Raw genomic sequence first — 17,573 nt, 5'->3', positions numbered from 1 at the left:
TTACTTGCGTTTCATTGTGATTGAAATGCGCCGGTTGCGGTCATCCATGCGATCTGCCGGATTATATGGCTCGGTGTCAGCTACCCCTTCGATACGCGCCATGCGGCCCTTGCCGATCCCTTGAAGAACCATTTCCTTTCGGGTCGCTTCTGCTCTGGCGGATGACAGCAGCCAGTTGTTCATATTCTTCCCGCTTGCATAAGGCAGGCTGTCGGTATGGCCCCGGATGACCAGGAGATTGTCGACGGTGTCGATGATTTTGGATACCTCACCGATCAATATCTTGGCTTGTGGGTTAAGACTGTCGGTGGCCAGCGCAAACATGCTGAAATTGGCTTCGTCAATCAGATCGATCCGTAGGCCTTCTATAGTGTCGGTAAACCGTATGTTTTTGAGCAAAGCCAGTTTCTCTGGATCTTTTTTCAGCTGTTCGCGAAGTTTCTTTTCAAATTCCTTGGCGTCCATTTTCTTGTCGTTGGTGCTGCTCTTGCCCTTGTCATTCGCGGTGCCTGTCGCATCGCGCGGAATGGTCATCGATTGGGTGCCGGTTTGAGTCGCTCCGTGAGGATAATTATCTTGAGCGGTCAGTGAATCTCCACCAAATATTCCGTCTGAACCCGCGCTCTCCTGCCGCATCTGGACAAGTGTTGGAGCGAAATAGTCCGCCAGTCCCTTGCGCTGTTTCTCGTCGGTGGCACCAAGCAGCCACATAAGCAGAAAGAACGCCATCATCGCTGTGACGAAATCGGCATAGGCCACTTTCCAGGCACCGCCATGATGGCCGGCATGCTGCTCCATGATAATTTTTTTAACAATGATCGGCGGTTGATTTGAACCCGCATCAGCTTTCTTTGCCATTGATCAACGTGCCCTTATCGCATCAAAAACATCGGCAAAGCTTGGCTGGTTGGCATGCTGCAAACTGGTGCGAGCTGCTTCGATGATCAACGGTTGCGGATGGCCATGCAGGCTGGCGATGATGATCTGCTTTGCCACTTGATAGATGGTACCGTCACTTTCGATGACCGAACGCGCGCGAAGGGCCATTGGCCCGACAAAACCATAAGCCAGCAGAACGCCCAAAAAGGTCCCGACCAAAGCGGAGCCGATCATCCCGCCCAGAATAGCCGGCGGCTGGTCGATGGCACCCATGGTTTTGACGACGCCGAGAACGGCTGCAACAATCCCGAGAGCCGGCAAAGCATCGGCAAGGTTTTGCAGATTATCAGCAGGCCCGATGGCCTCGTGATGATGGGTTTTTATGCTTTGATCCATCACGTCTTCGACGGCATATGGATCGAGAGTTCCGGAAGACACCACGACGAGGCGCAGGCTATCCGCGATAAGGTGGACCAGCGTCTGGTCTTTGAGCAGTTTCGGATATTCGCTGAAGATCGGCGAAGACTGAGGATCCTCGATATGTGGCTCCAGTGCTACCGGGCCTTCGCTCTTGAGAATTTTGGTCAGCTTGGAAGTTAGAAGGATACAATCCATGAAGTCCTGCTTGACGTAGGTCGGACCTTTGAAAACTTTGCCGAAGCCACCCATGAGTGCTTTTAACTGTGCACCTGAGTTGCCGATGATCAGTGCGCCAACGGCGGACCCGCCAATGATGCCCATTTCGATTGGTAGAGCGTGCAAAACCACACCCATATCTCCGCCCGACAACGTGAATACGCCAAAAACCATGACGAGCAGAACAACTATACCAATTGCGGCAAACATATATCAATTCCCCATCATCGTACCCGGATCGTGAGGCCTGCTCTTTTCCCAGCCGATGGAAGGAGCAAACATTGTTATGGTGAACGGAAGAAATGGCGTTTGGTTAAGTGCCAAATAACTCTAAACCGTCCGCTTTAGCCGATCAGTCGGATCAGAGACGTGCTGTTGGATTGAGCATAGAGTCTTTGCGCTGCTTCCAGGTTGACCAACAGTGATTGGAACCGTGAAATTGCTTCTGTGACATCGGTGTTTTCAAGCACTGATCGCCGTTCGGTCGACGTGAGCTGTGATTTTTGCAGTCGGTCTTCTTGTTGATCGAGGCGATTGACCAGCAACCCCTGATTAGCGATCAAGTTCGAGAAATGGTTGACCAATGAATCGGTGCGACCGAGCTGGGTGGCTCTGTCCGCGGTGGTGCCGGTCCGCACCGCGTTGATCATGTCATCCATTATTGTATCAAGGTCACTGGTGCCACCATCGACGTCAATTGACAGCGCAACGGACTGGAGATTGGGTGACGGCGTCACCAAAACATTGGCGTCGACCCTCATTTTAATAGGATCACCGGTGTGGAATAGGTCACCCCCATAGCTATCTTTCGCTTGTACAAGCTGTTTAAACTGGTCGCGAAGGCTTTCGAGTTCGAGCGCTATCACATCACGGTCGGTTGCAGAAAGAGTGCTGTTATTGGCCAGGATCACCAGCTCCTTGGCGCGGATGGCGCCGCTGGCAATCGTGTCGAGTGAGGATTCCGCTTGCTGTGCCATAATGGCGGCTCGACCGATATTGTTGAGCCAAGAATCTTCGATGGCGGCCTTGCGACCCAGGCTGGAGATTTCCAGCCAACTGGAAGGCGCCTCTGACGGCCGTGAAAAGCTTTTGCCGCTTGCTATGGATTCTTGTGTCTTGCCGATAAGCGTCGACAGTTCTGATTGCTTTTGAATGCCATCATTGGGCCTGTTCCGGTTTATCGATTCCATGTTTTTTCCTCTGCGACGATCAACTAGAAGATCGCCAATACGGATTGCATCGTTTCCCGAGCGACTTGAATGACGCGCGCGGCAGCTTCGTAAGATTGTTGCAGACGGATAAGGTCCGCTGCTTCGCGATCAAGATCCACGACCGAAATATTGTCACGCGCTTCGCGGGTGGCCCGGTCGAATGCGGTCGCAGCTTTGCTTTCGCTGCGAGCGGTCAGCAAAGATTGCGCTTGACCGATTGCCAGTTTTTCATAACCTTGTTCGGTACCGGTCGCCGTACGCAAGTCTACGAACGCGAGAATATTACCATTTGCCACACCTGCCGGGGAGGCCAAAGCAAGAGCGTCTGCTGACAGCCCTGTAGCCGACAGGCTCGCTGCGGTACCACTGTGGGCAACGATCGCTGCGCCAGCCACCCCAGCATCGGTCCGCCCATTGGCTTGCCATCCGTTGATTTCATTCGCAAATTGCACCGCCAAGCTGTCCAGATCATTGCTAACGTTGACCAGCTTCGATTGTGCACGATGTAGCCCGCCCAGCGTTCCATTGCTCGGGGCGGCCTGAACCGTTCCGCCAATTTCGATATCAAAGCTTCCACCCGCATTGGCGACAAAGGTCACCGGGCTTACTGCATTGAACGTTAGCAGACTGGTTCCGTTGCGGGTAATATCTGCGGTACCATTATTGCCAAAATTTATCTGAACGTCGAGCTTTTCGGTTATAACCGCCAAAGCAGCATCCCGGCTGTCGAGCAAAGCAGCGTGCTGACCCGTACCCGTTTGCATCGGACGCAACTTTTGGTTTACCGCGGCGAGTTGGTTCAACGCGTCGTTCAGCTCTTCCGCTTCTTGGGAAGCAGCGCCGTTGATCAGTGTAATCGTCGAAGTTAGATTGAGCGAAGTCTGGTTGAATCGTTGAACGGTAGCTTCGACATCACCAATGAATTGACTCCGTAACGCCGGTTCAAACGGTACTGCGGAGAGTTCTTCGGCCGTACCGAATAGTTGAGTCAATTGAGCTCCAATGTCGAGATCATTGTTGGAAAGCGCAATTTCTCCCTGATTGAGCCATTGTACGAGAACTTCCCCACTCACACGGCTTGCGCCGGTTTGTCGAGTTGCCGCTTCGAGGAACTGATCGCTGGAACGGGACATGCTATTGACCTCGACGCCGCCGAGACCGGTTTGGTTTTTGTAAAGTGGACTGATGGCGCTATAGCCTGCCGTGTCCCCGACGTTGAGGGTCTTCCGGACATAATCGGGATTCTCTGCATTGGCGACGTTCGCTCCAACGACCTCCAATGCTCTGGCGTTCACTTTTAATGCGGCTCGTCCAATGTTCAGAAGGTCAGTCATCCTGGTTCTCCACGTGGCGAGCGAGCAGCTGGGCTATGCCGAACACTCCCTTTTGCGCCATCGATTCGGCGACTTTTGCGTCTTGCATATCGCGAAACTGCTCGGTTCCCTGGCCGTCGAACAGACCTTCTCCAAGAGAGGATGTCCGCATTGTTTTCAGCATTTGTCGAACAAATATCGCTTCAAAATCAGCGGCCATGGATTTGATTTCATCCTGTCGTTTATCGGCGGCAGGACTGGTCGAACCCAAAGATGTGGGTGCGACATGTGAAGGGGATAAAATAACGGTCATATGATGATCAATTCTGCTGACAATGCGCCGGCTTGTTTCAAACCCTCCAATATTGCTGTTAAGTCAGACGGTGGAACTCCCAAAGAATTAATAGTCTCGACAATTTCCGCGAGCGATGCACGCCGTCCAATTTCGAAAGCCCGGTTGCTCGGTTCATCGACGGTGATATCGCTATTTTGTTCTACGGCGGTCTGTCCGCGGCTCAACGGTGCGGGTTGCACAACGGTCGGATTTTCTTCTACGCGAACGGTGAGCTTTCCGTGACTTACCGCTGCTGGCCCAATCCGAACCGCGCCGTTGATGACGACCGTTCCGGTTCGCGCATTGACGATGATCCGGGCCGGCGCATCAGCAGGTTTGACGATCAGGTTTTCAATCTTGCCCATCAATATCACGCGTTCCTGTGCGCCAAGCGGTGCGGCGATCCGGACCGTTACGGCATCAGCGGCAATTGCCTGCTGCGACTGCAACGCTTCGTTGATAGCGTCGGCGACGCGCAAGGAAGTGGTTAGATCGGCATCGGTCAGGTTGAAGCTGAGAAATGGTTCGCTTTCAAATCCGGTTGCAACGGTTCTTTCTATCGAAGCACCGCCGGGGATGCGCCCTACCGAAGGAACATTAACGGTGAGTTTTGAACCATCCGCAGCGGATACGCCCAAGCCACCAACCGCGAGGTTGCCCTGAGCCATGGCATAAATCTGTTGATCGGCACCAAAGAGCGGCATCAAAATCAACGTACCGCCGCGTAACGACTTGGCTTTACCGATCGCCGATACGGTAATGTCCAGGCGTTGGCCGGGCTTTGCGAATGCTGGCATTTCTGCCGTGACCAACACCGCTGCGGCATTTTTGGAAGCCGGATTGACTCCAGGGGGCAGGGTCAGGCCAAATCGGTTCGCTACACCTTTCAGGCCAACTGTTGCATATTCCAGACTGTCGTCGCCGGTTCCGGCGAGCCCCACAACGACCCCGTAGCCAACCAGCTGGTTGGTTCGCAGGCCGGCGAAGGTCCCGATGTCTTTGATGCGTTCAGCCTGCACCGGCTGGGTGACAACCACAGCCGCCGACACCAGTGCGAAAAATGTCGCTAGCCATTTTATTGACCGGAGAATTCTTGATGATTGGGTCATGTGATCTTTTATCCCTGGGGCTAAAATGGCGAGATGAAGGAGAAGAATTTCTGCAGCCAACCCTGTTTGCTCGCCGAAGCGATTTCGCCGGTTCCGCCATAAATGATCCGTGCATCCGCCACCTTCGTGGACGGAATAGTATTGTCGGCGGACACATCGATGGCACGAATTAATCCGCTAAACTGGGTGTGTTCGTCGCCCCGGTTTAACGACGTCAGTTTCTGACCGCGGACCAGCATAGTCCCGTTAGGATAGCTTTCCGCCACGGTAACGCTGATCTGTCCCTGCAGGCTGTTTGACTGGTCGGCGCTGCCGGTACCGGAAAAATTCTGGGATCCGCCCGTCGCTACATCGCTGGACGAAAATAGCGAGAAAAGGCCGGTTGTCGGCGGTGATAGAGAAAACCCGCCATCACGGTCTTTGGATGCACTATTGGATTTTGAAGCGCGGGTTTTCTCAACGAGCAATATGCTGATTATATCGCCCTTCCGGCTTGCTCGCGATCCGTTTGTCAGGGCCGAATAGCCAGAGGCTACTTGAAATATCGCTCCGTTGGCGGCTGCGGGCTCGGGCCGCGGTGCGGCCGTGACGGGCGCAAATTCTTGCGCCGAGATGCTGGAAGTCGAGCCCATGCAACCGACGAGCAGAAATGGTGCCACGCCGATCAGCAGGCTTCTATTTGAAAACGCTCTATATGTCATGATTGATGGGCTTCTTTCTTGCGTTAGAATTAGAGTTGCTGGTTCACGAATTGCAGCATGTCATCGGTCGCCGAGATCATTTTTGAGTTGACCTCGTAAGCGCGCTGCGTCTCGATCATGTTGACCAGTTCTTCGACAATATTGACGTTCGAGCCTTCGAGTGCGCCTTGGCGTATATTACCAAGACCCTCTTGGCCGCCTTGCCCCACTTGTGGGGCGCCGCTTGCCGCCGTCTCGGTCAGAATGTTATTGCCAACCGAAAGTAGACCTGCCGGATTGGTAAAATTCGCGAGTTCAATCTGTCCGAGCTCGCTGGCCTCGGTCTGCCCCGGCACCGTCGCGGAAACGGTACCGTTGGTGCCTATGGTTACTGCTGTGGCACCTTGCGGGACCTGGATCGCGGGTACCAGCGGCAGACCATCGCTCGTGACCATATTGCCTTCGGCGGTCAGGCTGAAATTGCCGGCCCTCGTGTAGCCGGTTGTTCCATCCGGCCTTTCGACCTGGAAATAACCAGCGCCTTCGATCGCCAGATCCATGGCATTTTCGGTATTTTGCAAAGTGCCCTGGGTGTCGATCTTGCCGATGCCTGAAAGCCTGACGCCGGTTCCCAATTGAATTCCGCTAGCATAGCGATTCTGTGCATCCGAAGGCGCGCCGGGGGTTACGACATTCTGATATGCAAGAGTTGCAAAATCTGCCCGATCCCGTTTGAATCCGGTTGTGTTTACGTTCGCCAGATTGTTGGCGATCACGCGCATCTTGGTATTTTGCGCGTCCAGTCCGGTGCGCGCAACTTGTAGGGCGGCATTAGTCATCTTTTCTTCTCCTGCATCCGGTTATCATTGCGGCAGCGACATTATTCCTGCGCCGCTATCATCAAGATCTTCTGCGGTTTTGAGCAACTTTGCCTGGGTTTCCCAAGCGCGGCTTGTCTCGATCATGTCGACCAGAGCGCTGGTCATATTGACGTTCGAACCTTCCAGAGCTCCCGAAATGACCTTTGCGTTGTCATCAACCGGCAAAGTGCCATCGTCAGCTACGTGGAAGAGTGTATCTGCACCCTTTGATATTTGACTGCCGGTAACACTGACCAATTTCAGCTTACCGAGTTGCAGCGGCTGGGTTGGGTCTCCACCGACCGGCACATATGAAATCGTACCGTCCGAGCCGATGTCTACACGCTCAGAGGGGGGTAGGGTGACCGGGCCACTGTCGCCAAGGACTGGGAAGCCATCGCCGGTAAGCAGCGTACCCGACGGGTTGATTTTCAGATCTCCCCGCTTGGTATATGCTTCTTTGCCATCGGCATCCTGCACCGCGAGCATTGCATCGCCCTCTAGGGCAATGTCGAGGGGACGATCGGTTTTTGTAATCGCCCCCCCGTTCATATCTGCCTGCATATCCCGGTCGACAGACATTGCGCGACTGTTGTGGCCCGGACCATTCAAATATTGGGCCTTTGCCGAGACCATGTCGGATTTGAACCCGACAGTCTCCGAGTTGGCCATATTATTCGCGATGGCGGTTTGCCGGTGCATCAGCGATTTCATCGCGTTGACCGTTGTATATGCAAGCTTATCCATGGTTCATTCCTTCAGCTGATCAGAAATTAGATCTGAAGATTTATGATCGTCTGGGTAAGGGTATTGGATGTTTCGATAGCTTGCGCATTGGCCTGGAAATTGCGCTGTGCGGAAATCAGCGAGACCAGCTCTTCAGTGATATCGACGTTTGCCAGTTCCAGAGAGCCCGAGCGGACTTGTCCCAGAGGACCATTAGCTGCCTGGTTAATCTGTGCCGGACCGGAATCGCCGGTCGACTGCCAATGGGCGTCGCCTACCGGACGAAGGCCTTCCATGGCTGAGAAACTTGCCATTGCAAGGGCGCCAACATTCATCTGGTTGCCATTGGAAAATGTCGCCGAAACAACGCCTTCGTTATTGATCGATATGTTAGCCAGAAGCGCTGCCGGATCGGAGGGGTCTGAAGCTGGCAGAACAAAGTCGAACATGTCGGCGGCAGTAGTGCTAGTGGCCACACCATTGGCATCGACTGGCAGCAATTGTACTTTCGAGCCAATGGTATCAATGACTTCGCGATTGTTGTTTACCGAAAATGCGCCGTTACGGGTAAAAGTCGTATCCTGGCGTGGCGGCTGGCCTTTCACGGCGAAAAAACCGTCGCCGGCGATGGCCAAATCCAATGTTTTGTCGGTTGACTGCAATGTACCCTGCGTAAATTGCTGCGTTATTCCATTCAGTCGCGTGCCTTGGCCCGCAACGGATTTTGTTTGCTGGGTAGGAGCGGCGGCGAAAAGGTCACCAAATTGAGCTCGGCTTTTCTTGAAGCCGGTAGAATTGGTGTTGGCGACATTATTCGAAATAACATTCAGATCAGTCTGGGCCGCTTTCAGGCCGCTTAGTGAGGTAAAGAATGACATAAAATCTTCTCCGGTTGTGAATTGGTGTTCGGAAGGCGAGAATTAACCGATTTTGAGCGCCTCGGCGGGGAACACGTTGCCGATGGGTGTGACAAGAATGGGAGGTCCGTTGCCTTCGGTTGTTTTTACCGAAGCTACAGGCACCCAAGTTGCCAGGTTAGTCACCGATCCGCCGTTGACTCGAACGCGCAGGCGTCCCTGATCAAGCGGCTTGCCGGCTTCATCCTGGCTGTCGAAGTTAAACTCCACCGGACCGGCTTCCTGCTTGCCAAGTTCGACAAACATCACGATTTCACCGGCTTCGTTAAGCAAGTCGATCGAGAGATTTTCGGTCGCCTGGTTCAGTTCGAATTCACCGGCATATTGACCGTCTTTGCCTGCGACCGAAATATTCCCGGCAACGAGGACCGAATGGCCAATCCATTCCTTGGCGTCTGAGAGACGATTATTGCCCAAGATAGAGGCGATATCCGAAAGAGACTGTTTCATCTCGGAGATGCCGGCAACGCTCGAAAATTGTGCCAGTTGTGCCACCATCGCCTGGTTGTCGAGCGGGTCGAACGGGTCCTGGAATTTCAACTGGGTCGTCATCAGGCGCAGAAAGGAATCTTGATCGAGGCTATTGTCACCTTTTGCGTTTTCCGGCTGTGCTTGAGAGAGGCCGGTGATATTTGTGACCGGTTTCTGGAAAATTTCTGGTGCAATGTTCATTATTGATTCCTCACTGTTTCAAGAATTAAAGATTTTGCGGTTTGTAAAACCTGCACATTATTTTGGTAATTTCGGGCTGTTTCGAGCATGTCGATCAGCTCGGCTGTTTCATCGACGGCGGCCTCCCAGACATAACCTTGTTCATCCGCAATCGGATTTGTCGGATCGTGCCGTCGCTGTGGTGCAGCATCGGTTTGAACGATGCGCTCGACGTCGACTGTGGCGAGATTATCCTCGACCACTGAACGAAAAACCGGGCGCATAGCGCGATAGGCTTCATTCTCGCTGGCGTAGTCCGTGCGGGCATTGGCCAGATTGGACGCGGTGGTGTTTAACCGGACCATCTGCGCAGACATTGCTCTGCCGGCTACATCAAAGACGTTCATGCTACCCATGTTCATTCCCCTTTCAAGGCGCGCCGAATTGAAGACACTTGCCCCTGTAGGAAAGACAGTGTCGTGCGATATTGAATGGCATTTTCAGCAAAGAGTGTTTGTTCTACGGAAAGTTCCACTGTGTTGCCGTCCGCTGATGGTTGCAGCGGAACCCGGTAACCGGTGTGATCACTCATGGCCTGATTGAGCGAACCGCCATTTTGCGCCTGCTTCATCGCCAGGTCAAAATCGAGGTCCTTCGCCTTATATCCAGGCGTCGAAGCATTTGCGATATTTGACGCCAGCATATTGAGGCGCTGAGAGCGGAGCTGTAACGCACCGCCGTTCAAAGCAAATATCTGATCCAAACTAGGCATCTTGTCTAATCCCGTATTAAGAAACTGGTCCGATGACCGTTCTTGTTCATGAGATACACCGCTATTGGCGTACTCGAGGATGACGATGCAAAGGGTGTGCCAACTTACTCGGGTGGCTCCGAAACTGCCGGTTTTCATGGGTTGTCCCCAATATTTGCAGGCGGGTTATCTTGGGTTTTGCCTGACCGGCAAAATTCTGCCGCTGACCGGCAATTTTTTGCCGGTTAATTCAGGATTGGGAACTATGGACATTCTATTGACGAACATCTGGCGGTTTTTCGATCCAGTATTATTCAGCGTAGTTCTTGGCTGCGTCCTAGCGATGGCTTGGGTGCAAAGTGGCCGTCATTCCATAGTCAGGGCTTTCGCGGCACTTGCCAATTGCGGTAGAAATCCGTTCGAGGAAAGCGGAGAAAATGCGACCTATATGTGTCGGAGAATAGATTTTACCCTAAGAGAGCAGGGGCTTGCAGGATTGGAAATCGTGCGTAGCCAGGATCCATTTGTGCTCCGTATTCTCGGTTATCTCGTCAATGCAAAAGATTCGAAAGATTTCGAAGAATGGGTCCGCCTGGAGGAACATTCTGCGCAAACCAAAGAGAATATGTCCGCTAGCTTTTGGCTTTCAGCGGCGGAAATAGCACCGGCAATCGGCCTCATCGGAACCATTACAGGTCTGATTCAGCTATTTGCCACCGGCATCGATCCATTGAAGATGGGGCCGGCGATGAGCTTTACATTGCTTACCAGTCTATATGGTCTCTTTATTTCCCATATAATAGCCTTCCCGATCCATGTGCGTCTGCATACTAGAGCAGAAATACTGAATACCTATCGATCCAAGGTGGTTCAGCATACGATCGACATCGCGATACGGGAGCTTTCCGCCGTTGCGCCTGTGCATTTTGTGCCGGCGAACCCAACAAAGAGGGTCGCCTGATCGATGAACTCCGGTCGCACCACTTTGTCCTTTCTTGACCTGGCGCTTATGTTGCTCAGCGCTTTTGCCTATACGCATTTTGTAAATATTGCGGATACTGAAACCCAAAGAAAGCTGGCCGCAGCAAATGCATCGACCAATCTAGTGCTCGGTTCGTACGATTATGCGGAGGCGGATTTTTTTGGTGACAGCAATGCGATGCTTTCGGATTTTGCCAAAACAGAGATCGCGAGAATTCTCGTCGATCAGCCAAAGCAATTGCTGATCATCGAAGTCGCTGCAGCTCCAGAAATCCAAAACGGTTCTCGCCTCCGTCAGTGGGAAACAGTTTCTGCGCGATCAGCAGCTATCGCAGATGCGTTTGAAACGGCAGGCCAGAACGGCATGGAGATTATTTTGAAGGTCCCCGATAAACTTGTGTCCAAGCCTGCCGAGAAACAAGGCGTGAAATTGACTTTTCTCTCGCGCGAAGCGGATTGATTGGGCTCGCTCAAGGTTAAATGCGAAACTGGTATGATATCTGCATGGTTCGTTCGATTATAGAATAGGAACCAATTAGATGCCCCATTATCATTTTCTACTGCCGATAGTTTCCATCTTGTCCATGGGTGCGGCTGCACCGTTTGAAGATACCACATTGCTGGATCGACAGGTCGCGGCGCATTTGGGGGCAAATGTGGGCGATGCAGGCGGCGCCCATGCAGCGATAGATTCCAGGCTTAAACTCAAACGATGTGCAAATGCAGTAGAGATATCCGAGACGAACCGGAATGCGTTGCAGGTCAGTTGCCGCAATCTCGGGTGGAGGATTTTTGTTCCGATCCGGCTTGGCGGCAATAGCAGTAGCCAAGACGGTGCCGGTTCTACAGAACCATTGATAAAACGCAATCAGCCGGTCACGCTAGTTATTCGGCGCTCGAACTTTAGCATCAGCTATGGTGTTATCGCGCAAGAGAGCGGTGCGATGGGAGACTATATTCCTGTCCGGTCCGATCGGAAATCCAAGGAATTAATGGCCAGGGTTTCGGGTGCGGGTGAAGTGGAAATGACGCCTTGAAAAAATAATTGGGAAAGAACTTAATTTTTCCCCAACAGGCCGTAAATCAATATGAAAGAAGTTAGAAGTGCCACCGGACATGATACGGAAACTTCAAATTTGCTAATGTGGCGCAGTAAGGATGTAGTGATATGAAACCTGTTGATAGCTATTCAGCGATTAATACGCGATTGGATCGTCCGGCTTTGAACGAAGCTGCGGTAAAATCTCTGGCGGGCCCTACAGACCCCGGTAAAGAGCCTGTACCGAGCGCGATCTCGACAACGGCTTCAAAGTTGGCGGCCGAAAAACCACCATTTGATGCGCAGAAGGTCTCCGATATTAAACAGCAGATCACCTCGGGCGGCTATAAGGTTGATACCGACGCTTTGGCCGCAAAGATGCTTGATGCAGGCGTGCTCGGCGTGGAAGCAAAAAAATGAACCAGAAAGTAGAAGCTTTTCGAAATTCGCAAAATAGTCTGGTGTCCGCACTGGATGGACATGACAGCGATGCTATTTTTCAAGCCAGCAAAGAACTCGGCAGGGCAGTTTCGGCGCTGGGTACATTGGAACGGACTGATGTCGATCGATATCTACGGCCGCTGATGGCTGAAGTTGACGAATTGATGCAGGCATCAATTTACCGTCTGCGTTTCTTGAGAGACCATAGCTCGTCTAGGTTGCAGCTATTGTCGGGGTGGCGTGCCAATCAGGCAGACACCTATTCAAATGCAGTAAAGGGGCGCTAAACGCGACCGAACCGGATATTAATTCGGTAAACATCCACAGAATCTGACTGTTGGCATGATCATTGCTTTTCTCTTTGGAAGGAGAATTCGAGCAAGACATGTCAAACCTATCCATCATTCAAAGCCAAGACCGGCGCAGTTTGCCGAACGTGATTGCGCAATCAGCGCAGCGCACGGGCGTTGATTTCAAATATCTGATGGCGCAGGCGCAGCTCGAAAGCGGGATGCGCCCCGATGCTAAGGCAAGCACATCTTCCGCAACCGGCCTATACCAGTTTGTTGAACAAACTTGGCTCGGTCTCGTCGAGGAAAAAGGCGATGAATATGGCCTGGGATGGGCACAAGATGCAATTTCCCGAAACCGGAATGGCAAGTATGTCATTGCTGACGAATCCCAGAAATCAAACATTCTTGCATTAAGAAATGATCCCGCACTTTCGGCCAATCTGGCCGGAGAGTTCGCCCGAGACAATAGTGCCTATCTGGCGAAACGGATTGGACGGGAACCTGCGCCGGTAGACTTGTATCTCGCGCACTTCCTCGGCCCAGCAGGCGCTGGCAAATTCTTGAACTCGTTGGACGCAAATCCCCACGCACCGGCAGCACCGTCTTTTGCGAATGCCGCTCAATCCAATCGTTCGATATTCTATAACCAATCGGGCGGCGCCCGGAGCTTTCAGGATATCAGGAACCTCTTTGCCAAAAAGCTCGAAGATGCATCTGCGTCGGCAGGAAACGGCAAAAGTTTTCCGACGGGTGGAAATAATTTGCCGCAGTCGCAAAAGCCGATGCCGATGGTTCAACCAGCGGATTATCTCCGGATCGCAAAAAACCACATCAATGATCAGAGCAATTCAGAAAAGTCCAAGCCATTCGATGAACAGGCTCGGGTCGCTTATCTGATGCTCGCCTCACTGGGATTATAATAGAACATGATACAAAATATTTTCGCTCTGGACAAAATTGCAGGCCATCTGAAATCGGGACTGCTCCCGATGGCAACGCTTTTGCTGGTCATCTTCATGGTGCTACCGCTGCCGACCATTTTGTTGGATATCGGATTTATCACCAATATCATGCTCTCGCTGGCGATCCTGATGGTTGCGCTCAACGCAACCAAGCCACTCGATTTCTCAAGCTTCCCTACGGTGCTGCTCTTCGCCACGCTTTTGCGATTGGGGTTGAATGTTGCCTCGACCCGGGTGGTGCTCATGGAAGGCCATTCGGGCGGCGATTCCGCGGGGCAGATTATCGAGGCCTTTGGCGGATTGTTGCTCGGCGGCAATTATGTGGTCGGTATATTTGTGTTCTGTATCGTGATGATCATCAATTTGATCGTTATCACCAAAGGTGCAGGACGGGTTTCCGAAGTTTCCGCGCGTTTCACACTCGATGCCTTGCCTGGCAAACAGATGGCGATTGACGCTGACTTGAACGCCGGCCTTATCGCCCCCGAAGAAGCAAAGGAACGACGGTCCGAAGTCGCGACCGAAGCGGATTTTTACGGTTCGATGGATGGTGCTTCGAAATTCGTAAAAGGCGATGCCGTTGCCGGGGTCCTTATCCTCGCGGTCAACATCATCGGTGGTATCGTATTGGGTTTGACGACCCATGGACTTTCCTTTGGTGAAGCGGCAAGCACCTACTCGATGCTCGCGATCGGCGATGCTCTGGTTGCACAGGTGCCGGCCCTGATCCTTTCGATCGCTGCCGCAGCCATTGTCACACGGGTTTCCTCGGCTCAGAATCTAGCCGACCAGGTCACCGGCCAATTCAGTTCGGGAGCGGCGTGGGTTCCCGTTGCTGTCATATTGACGATCCTCGGCATTCTCCCGGGTATGCCCCACGTTATCGTTCTGTCGGCAGCGGCGGTTGCGGGCGGACTTGCTTTCTATCTGATCCGCAAACCCAAGCCGGTGGTCACGGTCGTTGAACCCGTCAAAGAGAAAAACCCAGAGCAGATTGACTGGGAGGATGTTTCCGAAAAGGCACGCCTCGGTATCGAAATTGGATATGGTCTTGTTCCGCTGGTTGAAGACCGCAAGGGCGCGCCGTTAATGAAACGGATTACCGGTATCCGTCGCCAGATCTCCAAAGAGCTGGGTTTTGTTATTCCGCTTGTCCGGATCAAAGACGATCTGTCACTGGAACCCAATGGCTATCGGATAATGATGGGTGGCATGGTTCTTGGTGAAGACACCGTCTGGCCCAATGATTTTATCGCGCTTGATGACGGTCATGTGGATTCGGTGATCGAAGGACGGCCTTGCAAAGATCCGACGTTCGGGATGGATGCAATCTGGATCAGCGCCGACAAAAAATCTCAGGCAATTGCTGAAGGCTATACCGTTGTAGATGCCCCGACCGTGATCGCGACCCATCTCAACGACGTTGTCCGGCGCAATGCGGCGCAGCTATTCGGTATGGATGAAGCGCAGAAGCTGCTCGACTTCCTCAAGGAATCTTCGCCGCAGCTGGTTGACAGTCTCACACCGCAACCCTTGTCGCTATATGCCATCACTGCAATATGTCGTGACCTGCTTGCCGACAAAGTGCCGGTCAAAGACTTCCAGCAGATCTGTCTCGCCATGCTGGAAGCCTCCAGCATGCATAGTGAAACGCCAAAGATGGTTGATGCGATCCGGCAAAAAATTGGCAATCTGATCGTGCAAACGATGGTCCCGATCAGTCTCCCGCTTCCAGTTGTGACTTTGGATGCTGAACTCGAAAACTTGTTGGTCAAGGCTTTGAAGGTGGGCGAAGATGCCAACTATCCGATCGAACCACAGCTGGCGCAGAAAATAATCGAAGCGGTGGATGAAGCTGCACGTATCTTGCCGCTCGAAGCGCGCAACGTAGCGCTAATCACTTCGCCCATCGTGCGACGGCCGCTCGGCGCGCTGCTCAAACAGCGGTTCCCGGACTTGACCGTACTTTCATACCAAGAACTACCGGACGATAAATCCATCGAAGTGCTGACCAAAATCGGGGTTCCGCAATCCAGCCAGACAATGGCTGTCACAGATGCAAACCATAACTGAAAATGATCGGGAATAGGATATGTTGAAAACAAAAAACCGCGCATCACAAGCCTATAGCGCGATGAAAATAAATGAAACCAGGTTGATCGAGGAGAATCAGTCTCTGGTCACGAAGATTGCCTGGCAGGTCAAATCATTCGCGCCTGATCAAATGGAGATCGAAGACCTCATCCAGGTCGGGCTTGTGGCAATGGTTGAGGCGGCCAAGAAATATGTCGACCAGGGGCATAGTTTTAGCACTTATCTTTATGTGCGTGTGCGCGGGGCAATGATCGATGATTTGAGGTCAACCTGCAACCTTCGCCGAACATCGGTAGACTGGCACAAGAAAGTACGCCGGTATCGAGATAAGCTGGTGCAGGAACTGGGGAGAGAACCCAATGAGTCAGAACTGGCCGTTGCAATGGATATGGATCCCGCTGATTTTCGCAAAAATACCGATCGGGCGATCGATGTCCACCTGGGCTCACTGGATGAAGTCTATTGCGATTCCAGCAGCTGGTTCACAGATCAGGAAGATGATCAGCATCAGATATTGGAAAAGTCGCAGATGGCAGAATTGCTATCTTCCAAATTGAAGCAGTTGAACGAGCGCGAGCAACTTGTGCTCAATTGCTACTTCGTGGAGGAAATGCAGCTCGATGAGATCGGTGCGATCCTTGACGTATCTTCCGTGCGGATTTGTCAGATCAAAAAGCGTGCACTGGAGAAATTGCAATTTGCAATGACCGAGAAATAAACTCTTTCGATACATCTATTTGCGAGAAGATATTCGGTTTTGACAAACAGAAAAAGCCTCCTCCCGAAGGAAGAGGCTTTCTCATGCTGGTCTAATCAGATTTTATCGGATCAGGCTTAGTACAGACTGCTGAGACTGGTTAGCCTGCGCTAACATCGCCGTGGAAGCCTGGCTCAGGATCTGGTTTTTAGCCAGCTGAGTGGTTTCCGCCGAGAAGTCGACGTCCATGATGCGCGATCGTGCTTCTGTGATGTTGGCAACTCGATCGGACAGGTTGGACACCGTGGTTTGCAAGCGGTTCTGCGAAGCACCCAGCGTAGCTTGGGCGGTCGTGATCGTATCCAGTGCACTATCCAGCGCGGTCAATGCGGCGGTTGCGCCGGTGTCCGTGCTAATGTCGAGTGCATTAACGCCCAGTGCCGTTGCGCCCACATTGGTCAATCCGATGGACACCGTTTGACTTGCATCGCTGCCGGTCTGGATGGCGATCGAGGCGTTGGTACCATCAAGCAGTTTTACGTCGTTGAAAGTCGTTCGCGATGCAACATCACCGATCTGTGCAATCAGAGCGGTAACTTCGGTCTGAAGGTTGGTACGGTCACCAGAGGAGAGCGTGCCGTTGGCAGATTGGACAGACAGTTCACGCATACGTTGCAGCATGTTGGTGATTTCGTTCATTCCGCCTTCTGCGGTTTGGGCCGCCGAAATGCCGTCATTGGAGTTACGGATAGCCATGTTCAGGCCACGAACTTCCGACGTCATACGTGTGGCAATCGAATTACCAGCAGCATCATCAGCAGCAGAGTTTACGCGTTTGCCGGTTGAAAGGCGTTCGATAGATTTAGCAAGGCCCATTTCAGCTTGGTTTGCAGCATAGCTTGTACGGAGGGCCGAAACGTTTGTTCCTATTACAGTCATGGTGTCGTCCTTTTCACAGTTAACCTAAATTCGGTTCATCTATTGGGTCACCTCGTTAGA

At 52.5% G+C, this 17,573-nt stretch carries 21 protein-coding genes and 1 pseudogene; 8 read left to right on the top strand and 14 right to left on the bottom strand.

Annotated elements, in window-relative coordinates:
• Window positions 1–12: 12 nt before the first annotated feature.
• The 13 genes and pseudogenes from V7680_RS00295 to flgB all read right to left on the bottom strand — a co-directional run.
• Window positions 13–858, bottom strand: a pseudogene (locus V7680_RS00295) (flagellar motor protein MotB); the annotation flags it as partial.
• 3 nt (window positions 859–861) lie between these two features.
• On the bottom strand, window positions 862–1,725 hold the full coding sequence (gene motA, locus V7680_RS00290) for a flagellar motor stator protein MotA (RefSeq protein WP_335651281.1): 864 nt from the start codon (window positions 1,723–1,725) through the stop codon (window positions 862–864).
• A 134-nt stretch (window positions 1,726–1,859) separates the two neighbouring features.
• Entirely contained in the window at window positions 1,860–2,705 is an 846-nt protein-coding gene (locus V7680_RS00285; RefSeq protein ID WP_335651280.1) for a flagellin, read from the bottom strand.
• Window positions 2,706–2,728: 23 nt separating this feature from the next.
• Complete coding sequence (gene flgK / locus V7680_RS00280; RefSeq protein ID WP_335651279.1) at window positions 2,729–4,060, bottom strand: flagellar hook-associated protein FlgK; 1,332 nt, start codon at window positions 4,058–4,060, stop codon at window positions 2,729–2,731.
• Window positions 4,053–4,259 carry a rod-binding protein gene (locus tag V7680_RS00275; RefSeq protein ID WP_335651278.1) on the bottom strand — a complete coding sequence of 69 codons (207 nt, stop codon included), beginning with the start codon at window positions 4,257–4,259 and terminating at the stop codon, window positions 4,053–4,055. Before V7680_RS00275 ends, flgK begins: the two co-directional genes overlap by 8 nt.
• An 89-nt stretch (window positions 4,260–4,348) precedes the next feature.
• Window positions 4,349–5,482 (bottom strand): flagellar basal body P-ring protein FlgI, encoded by a 1,134-nt coding sequence (locus V7680_RS00270; RefSeq protein WP_335651277.1) that lies wholly within the window; start codon window positions 5,480–5,482, stop codon window positions 4,349–4,351.
• 20 nt (window positions 5,483–5,502) lie between these two features.
• Window positions 5,503–6,183, bottom strand: coding sequence for a flagellar basal body L-ring protein FlgH (locus V7680_RS00265; protein ID WP_335651276.1), 681 nt, complete (start codon window positions 6,181–6,183; stop codon window positions 5,503–5,505).
• A 29-nt stretch (window positions 6,184–6,212) separates the two neighbouring features.
• A complete protein-coding gene (gene flgG, locus V7680_RS00260; protein ID WP_335651275.1) occupies window positions 6,213–7,001 on the bottom strand; it encodes a flagellar basal-body rod protein FlgG in 789 nt (262 codons plus the stop codon).
• 24 nt (window positions 7,002–7,025) lie between these two features.
• On the bottom strand, window positions 7,026–7,769 hold the full coding sequence (locus V7680_RS00255; protein WP_335651274.1) for a flagellar basal body rod protein FlgF: 744 nt from the start codon (window positions 7,767–7,769) through the stop codon (window positions 7,026–7,028).
• A gap of 26 nt (window positions 7,770–7,795) precedes the next feature.
• Window positions 7,796–8,626: a flagellar hook-basal body complex protein gene (locus tag V7680_RS00250; protein WP_335651273.1), complete on the bottom strand. Its 831-nt coding sequence runs from the start codon at window positions 8,624–8,626 to the stop codon at window positions 7,796–7,798.
• A gap of 42 nt (window positions 8,627–8,668) precedes the next feature.
• A complete protein-coding gene (locus V7680_RS00245; protein ID WP_335651272.1) occupies window positions 8,669–9,337 on the bottom strand; it encodes a flagellar hook assembly protein FlgD in 669 nt (222 codons plus the stop codon).
• Window positions 9,337–9,723, bottom strand: coding sequence for a flagellar basal body rod protein FlgC (gene flgC / locus V7680_RS00240; RefSeq protein ID WP_335651343.1), 387 nt, complete (start codon window positions 9,721–9,723; stop codon window positions 9,337–9,339). Before flgC ends, V7680_RS00245 begins: the two co-directional genes overlap by 1 nt.
• Before the next feature lie 11 nt (window positions 9,724–9,734).
• Window positions 9,735–10,088, bottom strand: a complete 354-nt coding sequence (gene flgB / locus V7680_RS00235) for a flagellar basal body rod protein FlgB (RefSeq protein ID WP_335651342.1) — start codon at window positions 10,086–10,088, stop codon at window positions 9,735–9,737.
• A 136-nt stretch (window positions 10,089–10,224) separates the two neighbouring features.
• On the opposite strand from flgB, the gene V7680_RS00230 reads away from it, so the two are divergent.
• From V7680_RS00230 to V7680_RS00195, 8 genes are all read left to right on the top strand, one after another.
• A complete protein-coding gene (locus V7680_RS00230; RefSeq protein WP_335651271.1) occupies window positions 10,225–11,028 on the top strand; it encodes a MotA/TolQ/ExbB proton channel family protein in 804 nt (267 codons plus the stop codon).
• A 48-nt stretch (window positions 11,029–11,076) separates the two neighbouring features.
• The gene (locus V7680_RS00225; RefSeq protein WP_335651270.1) at window positions 11,077–11,508 is read left to right on the top strand and encodes a hypothetical protein; all 432 of its coding nucleotides are present in this window, start codon (window positions 11,077–11,079) and stop codon (window positions 11,506–11,508) included.
• 196 nt (window positions 11,509–11,704) lie between these two features.
• Complete coding sequence (locus V7680_RS00220) at window positions 11,705–12,085, top strand: flagella basal body P-ring formation protein FlgA (protein ID WP_335651269.1); 381 nt, start codon at window positions 11,705–11,707, stop codon at window positions 12,083–12,085.
• Between the two features lie 131 nt (window positions 12,086–12,216).
• Window positions 12,217–12,507, top strand: a complete 291-nt coding sequence (gene flgM, locus V7680_RS00215) for a flagellar biosynthesis anti-sigma factor FlgM (RefSeq protein ID WP_335651268.1) — start codon at window positions 12,217–12,219, stop codon at window positions 12,505–12,507.
• On the top strand, window positions 12,504–12,815 hold the full coding sequence (locus V7680_RS00210; protein WP_335651267.1) for a hypothetical protein: 312 nt from the start codon (window positions 12,504–12,506) through the stop codon (window positions 12,813–12,815). Before flgM ends, V7680_RS00210 begins: the two co-directional genes overlap by 4 nt.
• Before the next feature lie 98 nt (window positions 12,816–12,913).
• Window positions 12,914–13,741 carry a transglycosylase SLT domain-containing protein gene (locus V7680_RS00205; protein ID WP_335651266.1) on the top strand — a complete coding sequence of 276 codons (828 nt, stop codon included), beginning with the start codon at window positions 12,914–12,916 and terminating at the stop codon, window positions 13,739–13,741.
• 6 nt (window positions 13,742–13,747) lie between these two features.
• Window positions 13,748–15,856, top strand: a complete 2,109-nt coding sequence (gene flhA, locus V7680_RS00200) for a flagellar biosynthesis protein FlhA (protein ID WP_335651265.1) — start codon at window positions 13,748–13,750, stop codon at window positions 15,854–15,856.
• A 19-nt stretch (window positions 15,857–15,875) separates the two neighbouring features.
• Window positions 15,876–16,595 carry a sigma-70 family RNA polymerase sigma factor gene (locus tag V7680_RS00195; RefSeq protein ID WP_335651264.1) on the top strand — a complete coding sequence of 240 codons (720 nt, stop codon included), beginning with the start codon at window positions 15,876–15,878 and terminating at the stop codon, window positions 16,593–16,595.
• A 102-nt stretch (window positions 16,596–16,697) separates the two neighbouring features.
• Here V7680_RS00195 and V7680_RS00190 read toward each other — a convergent pair whose 3' ends face one another.
• A complete protein-coding gene (locus V7680_RS00190; RefSeq protein ID WP_335651263.1) occupies window positions 16,698–17,513 on the bottom strand; it encodes a flagellin N-terminal helical domain-containing protein in 816 nt (271 codons plus the stop codon).
• Window positions 17,514–17,573: the final 60 nt, after the last annotated feature.

It is taken from the genome of Parasphingorhabdus sp. (assembly GCF_036963705.1).
Taxonomy (GTDB): Bacteria; Pseudomonadota; Alphaproteobacteria; order Sphingomonadales; family Sphingomonadaceae; genus Parasphingorhabdus.
The sequence above is the reverse complement of the archived record's forward strand: the minus strand, read 5'-3'. Positions and strand labels throughout refer to the sequence as shown.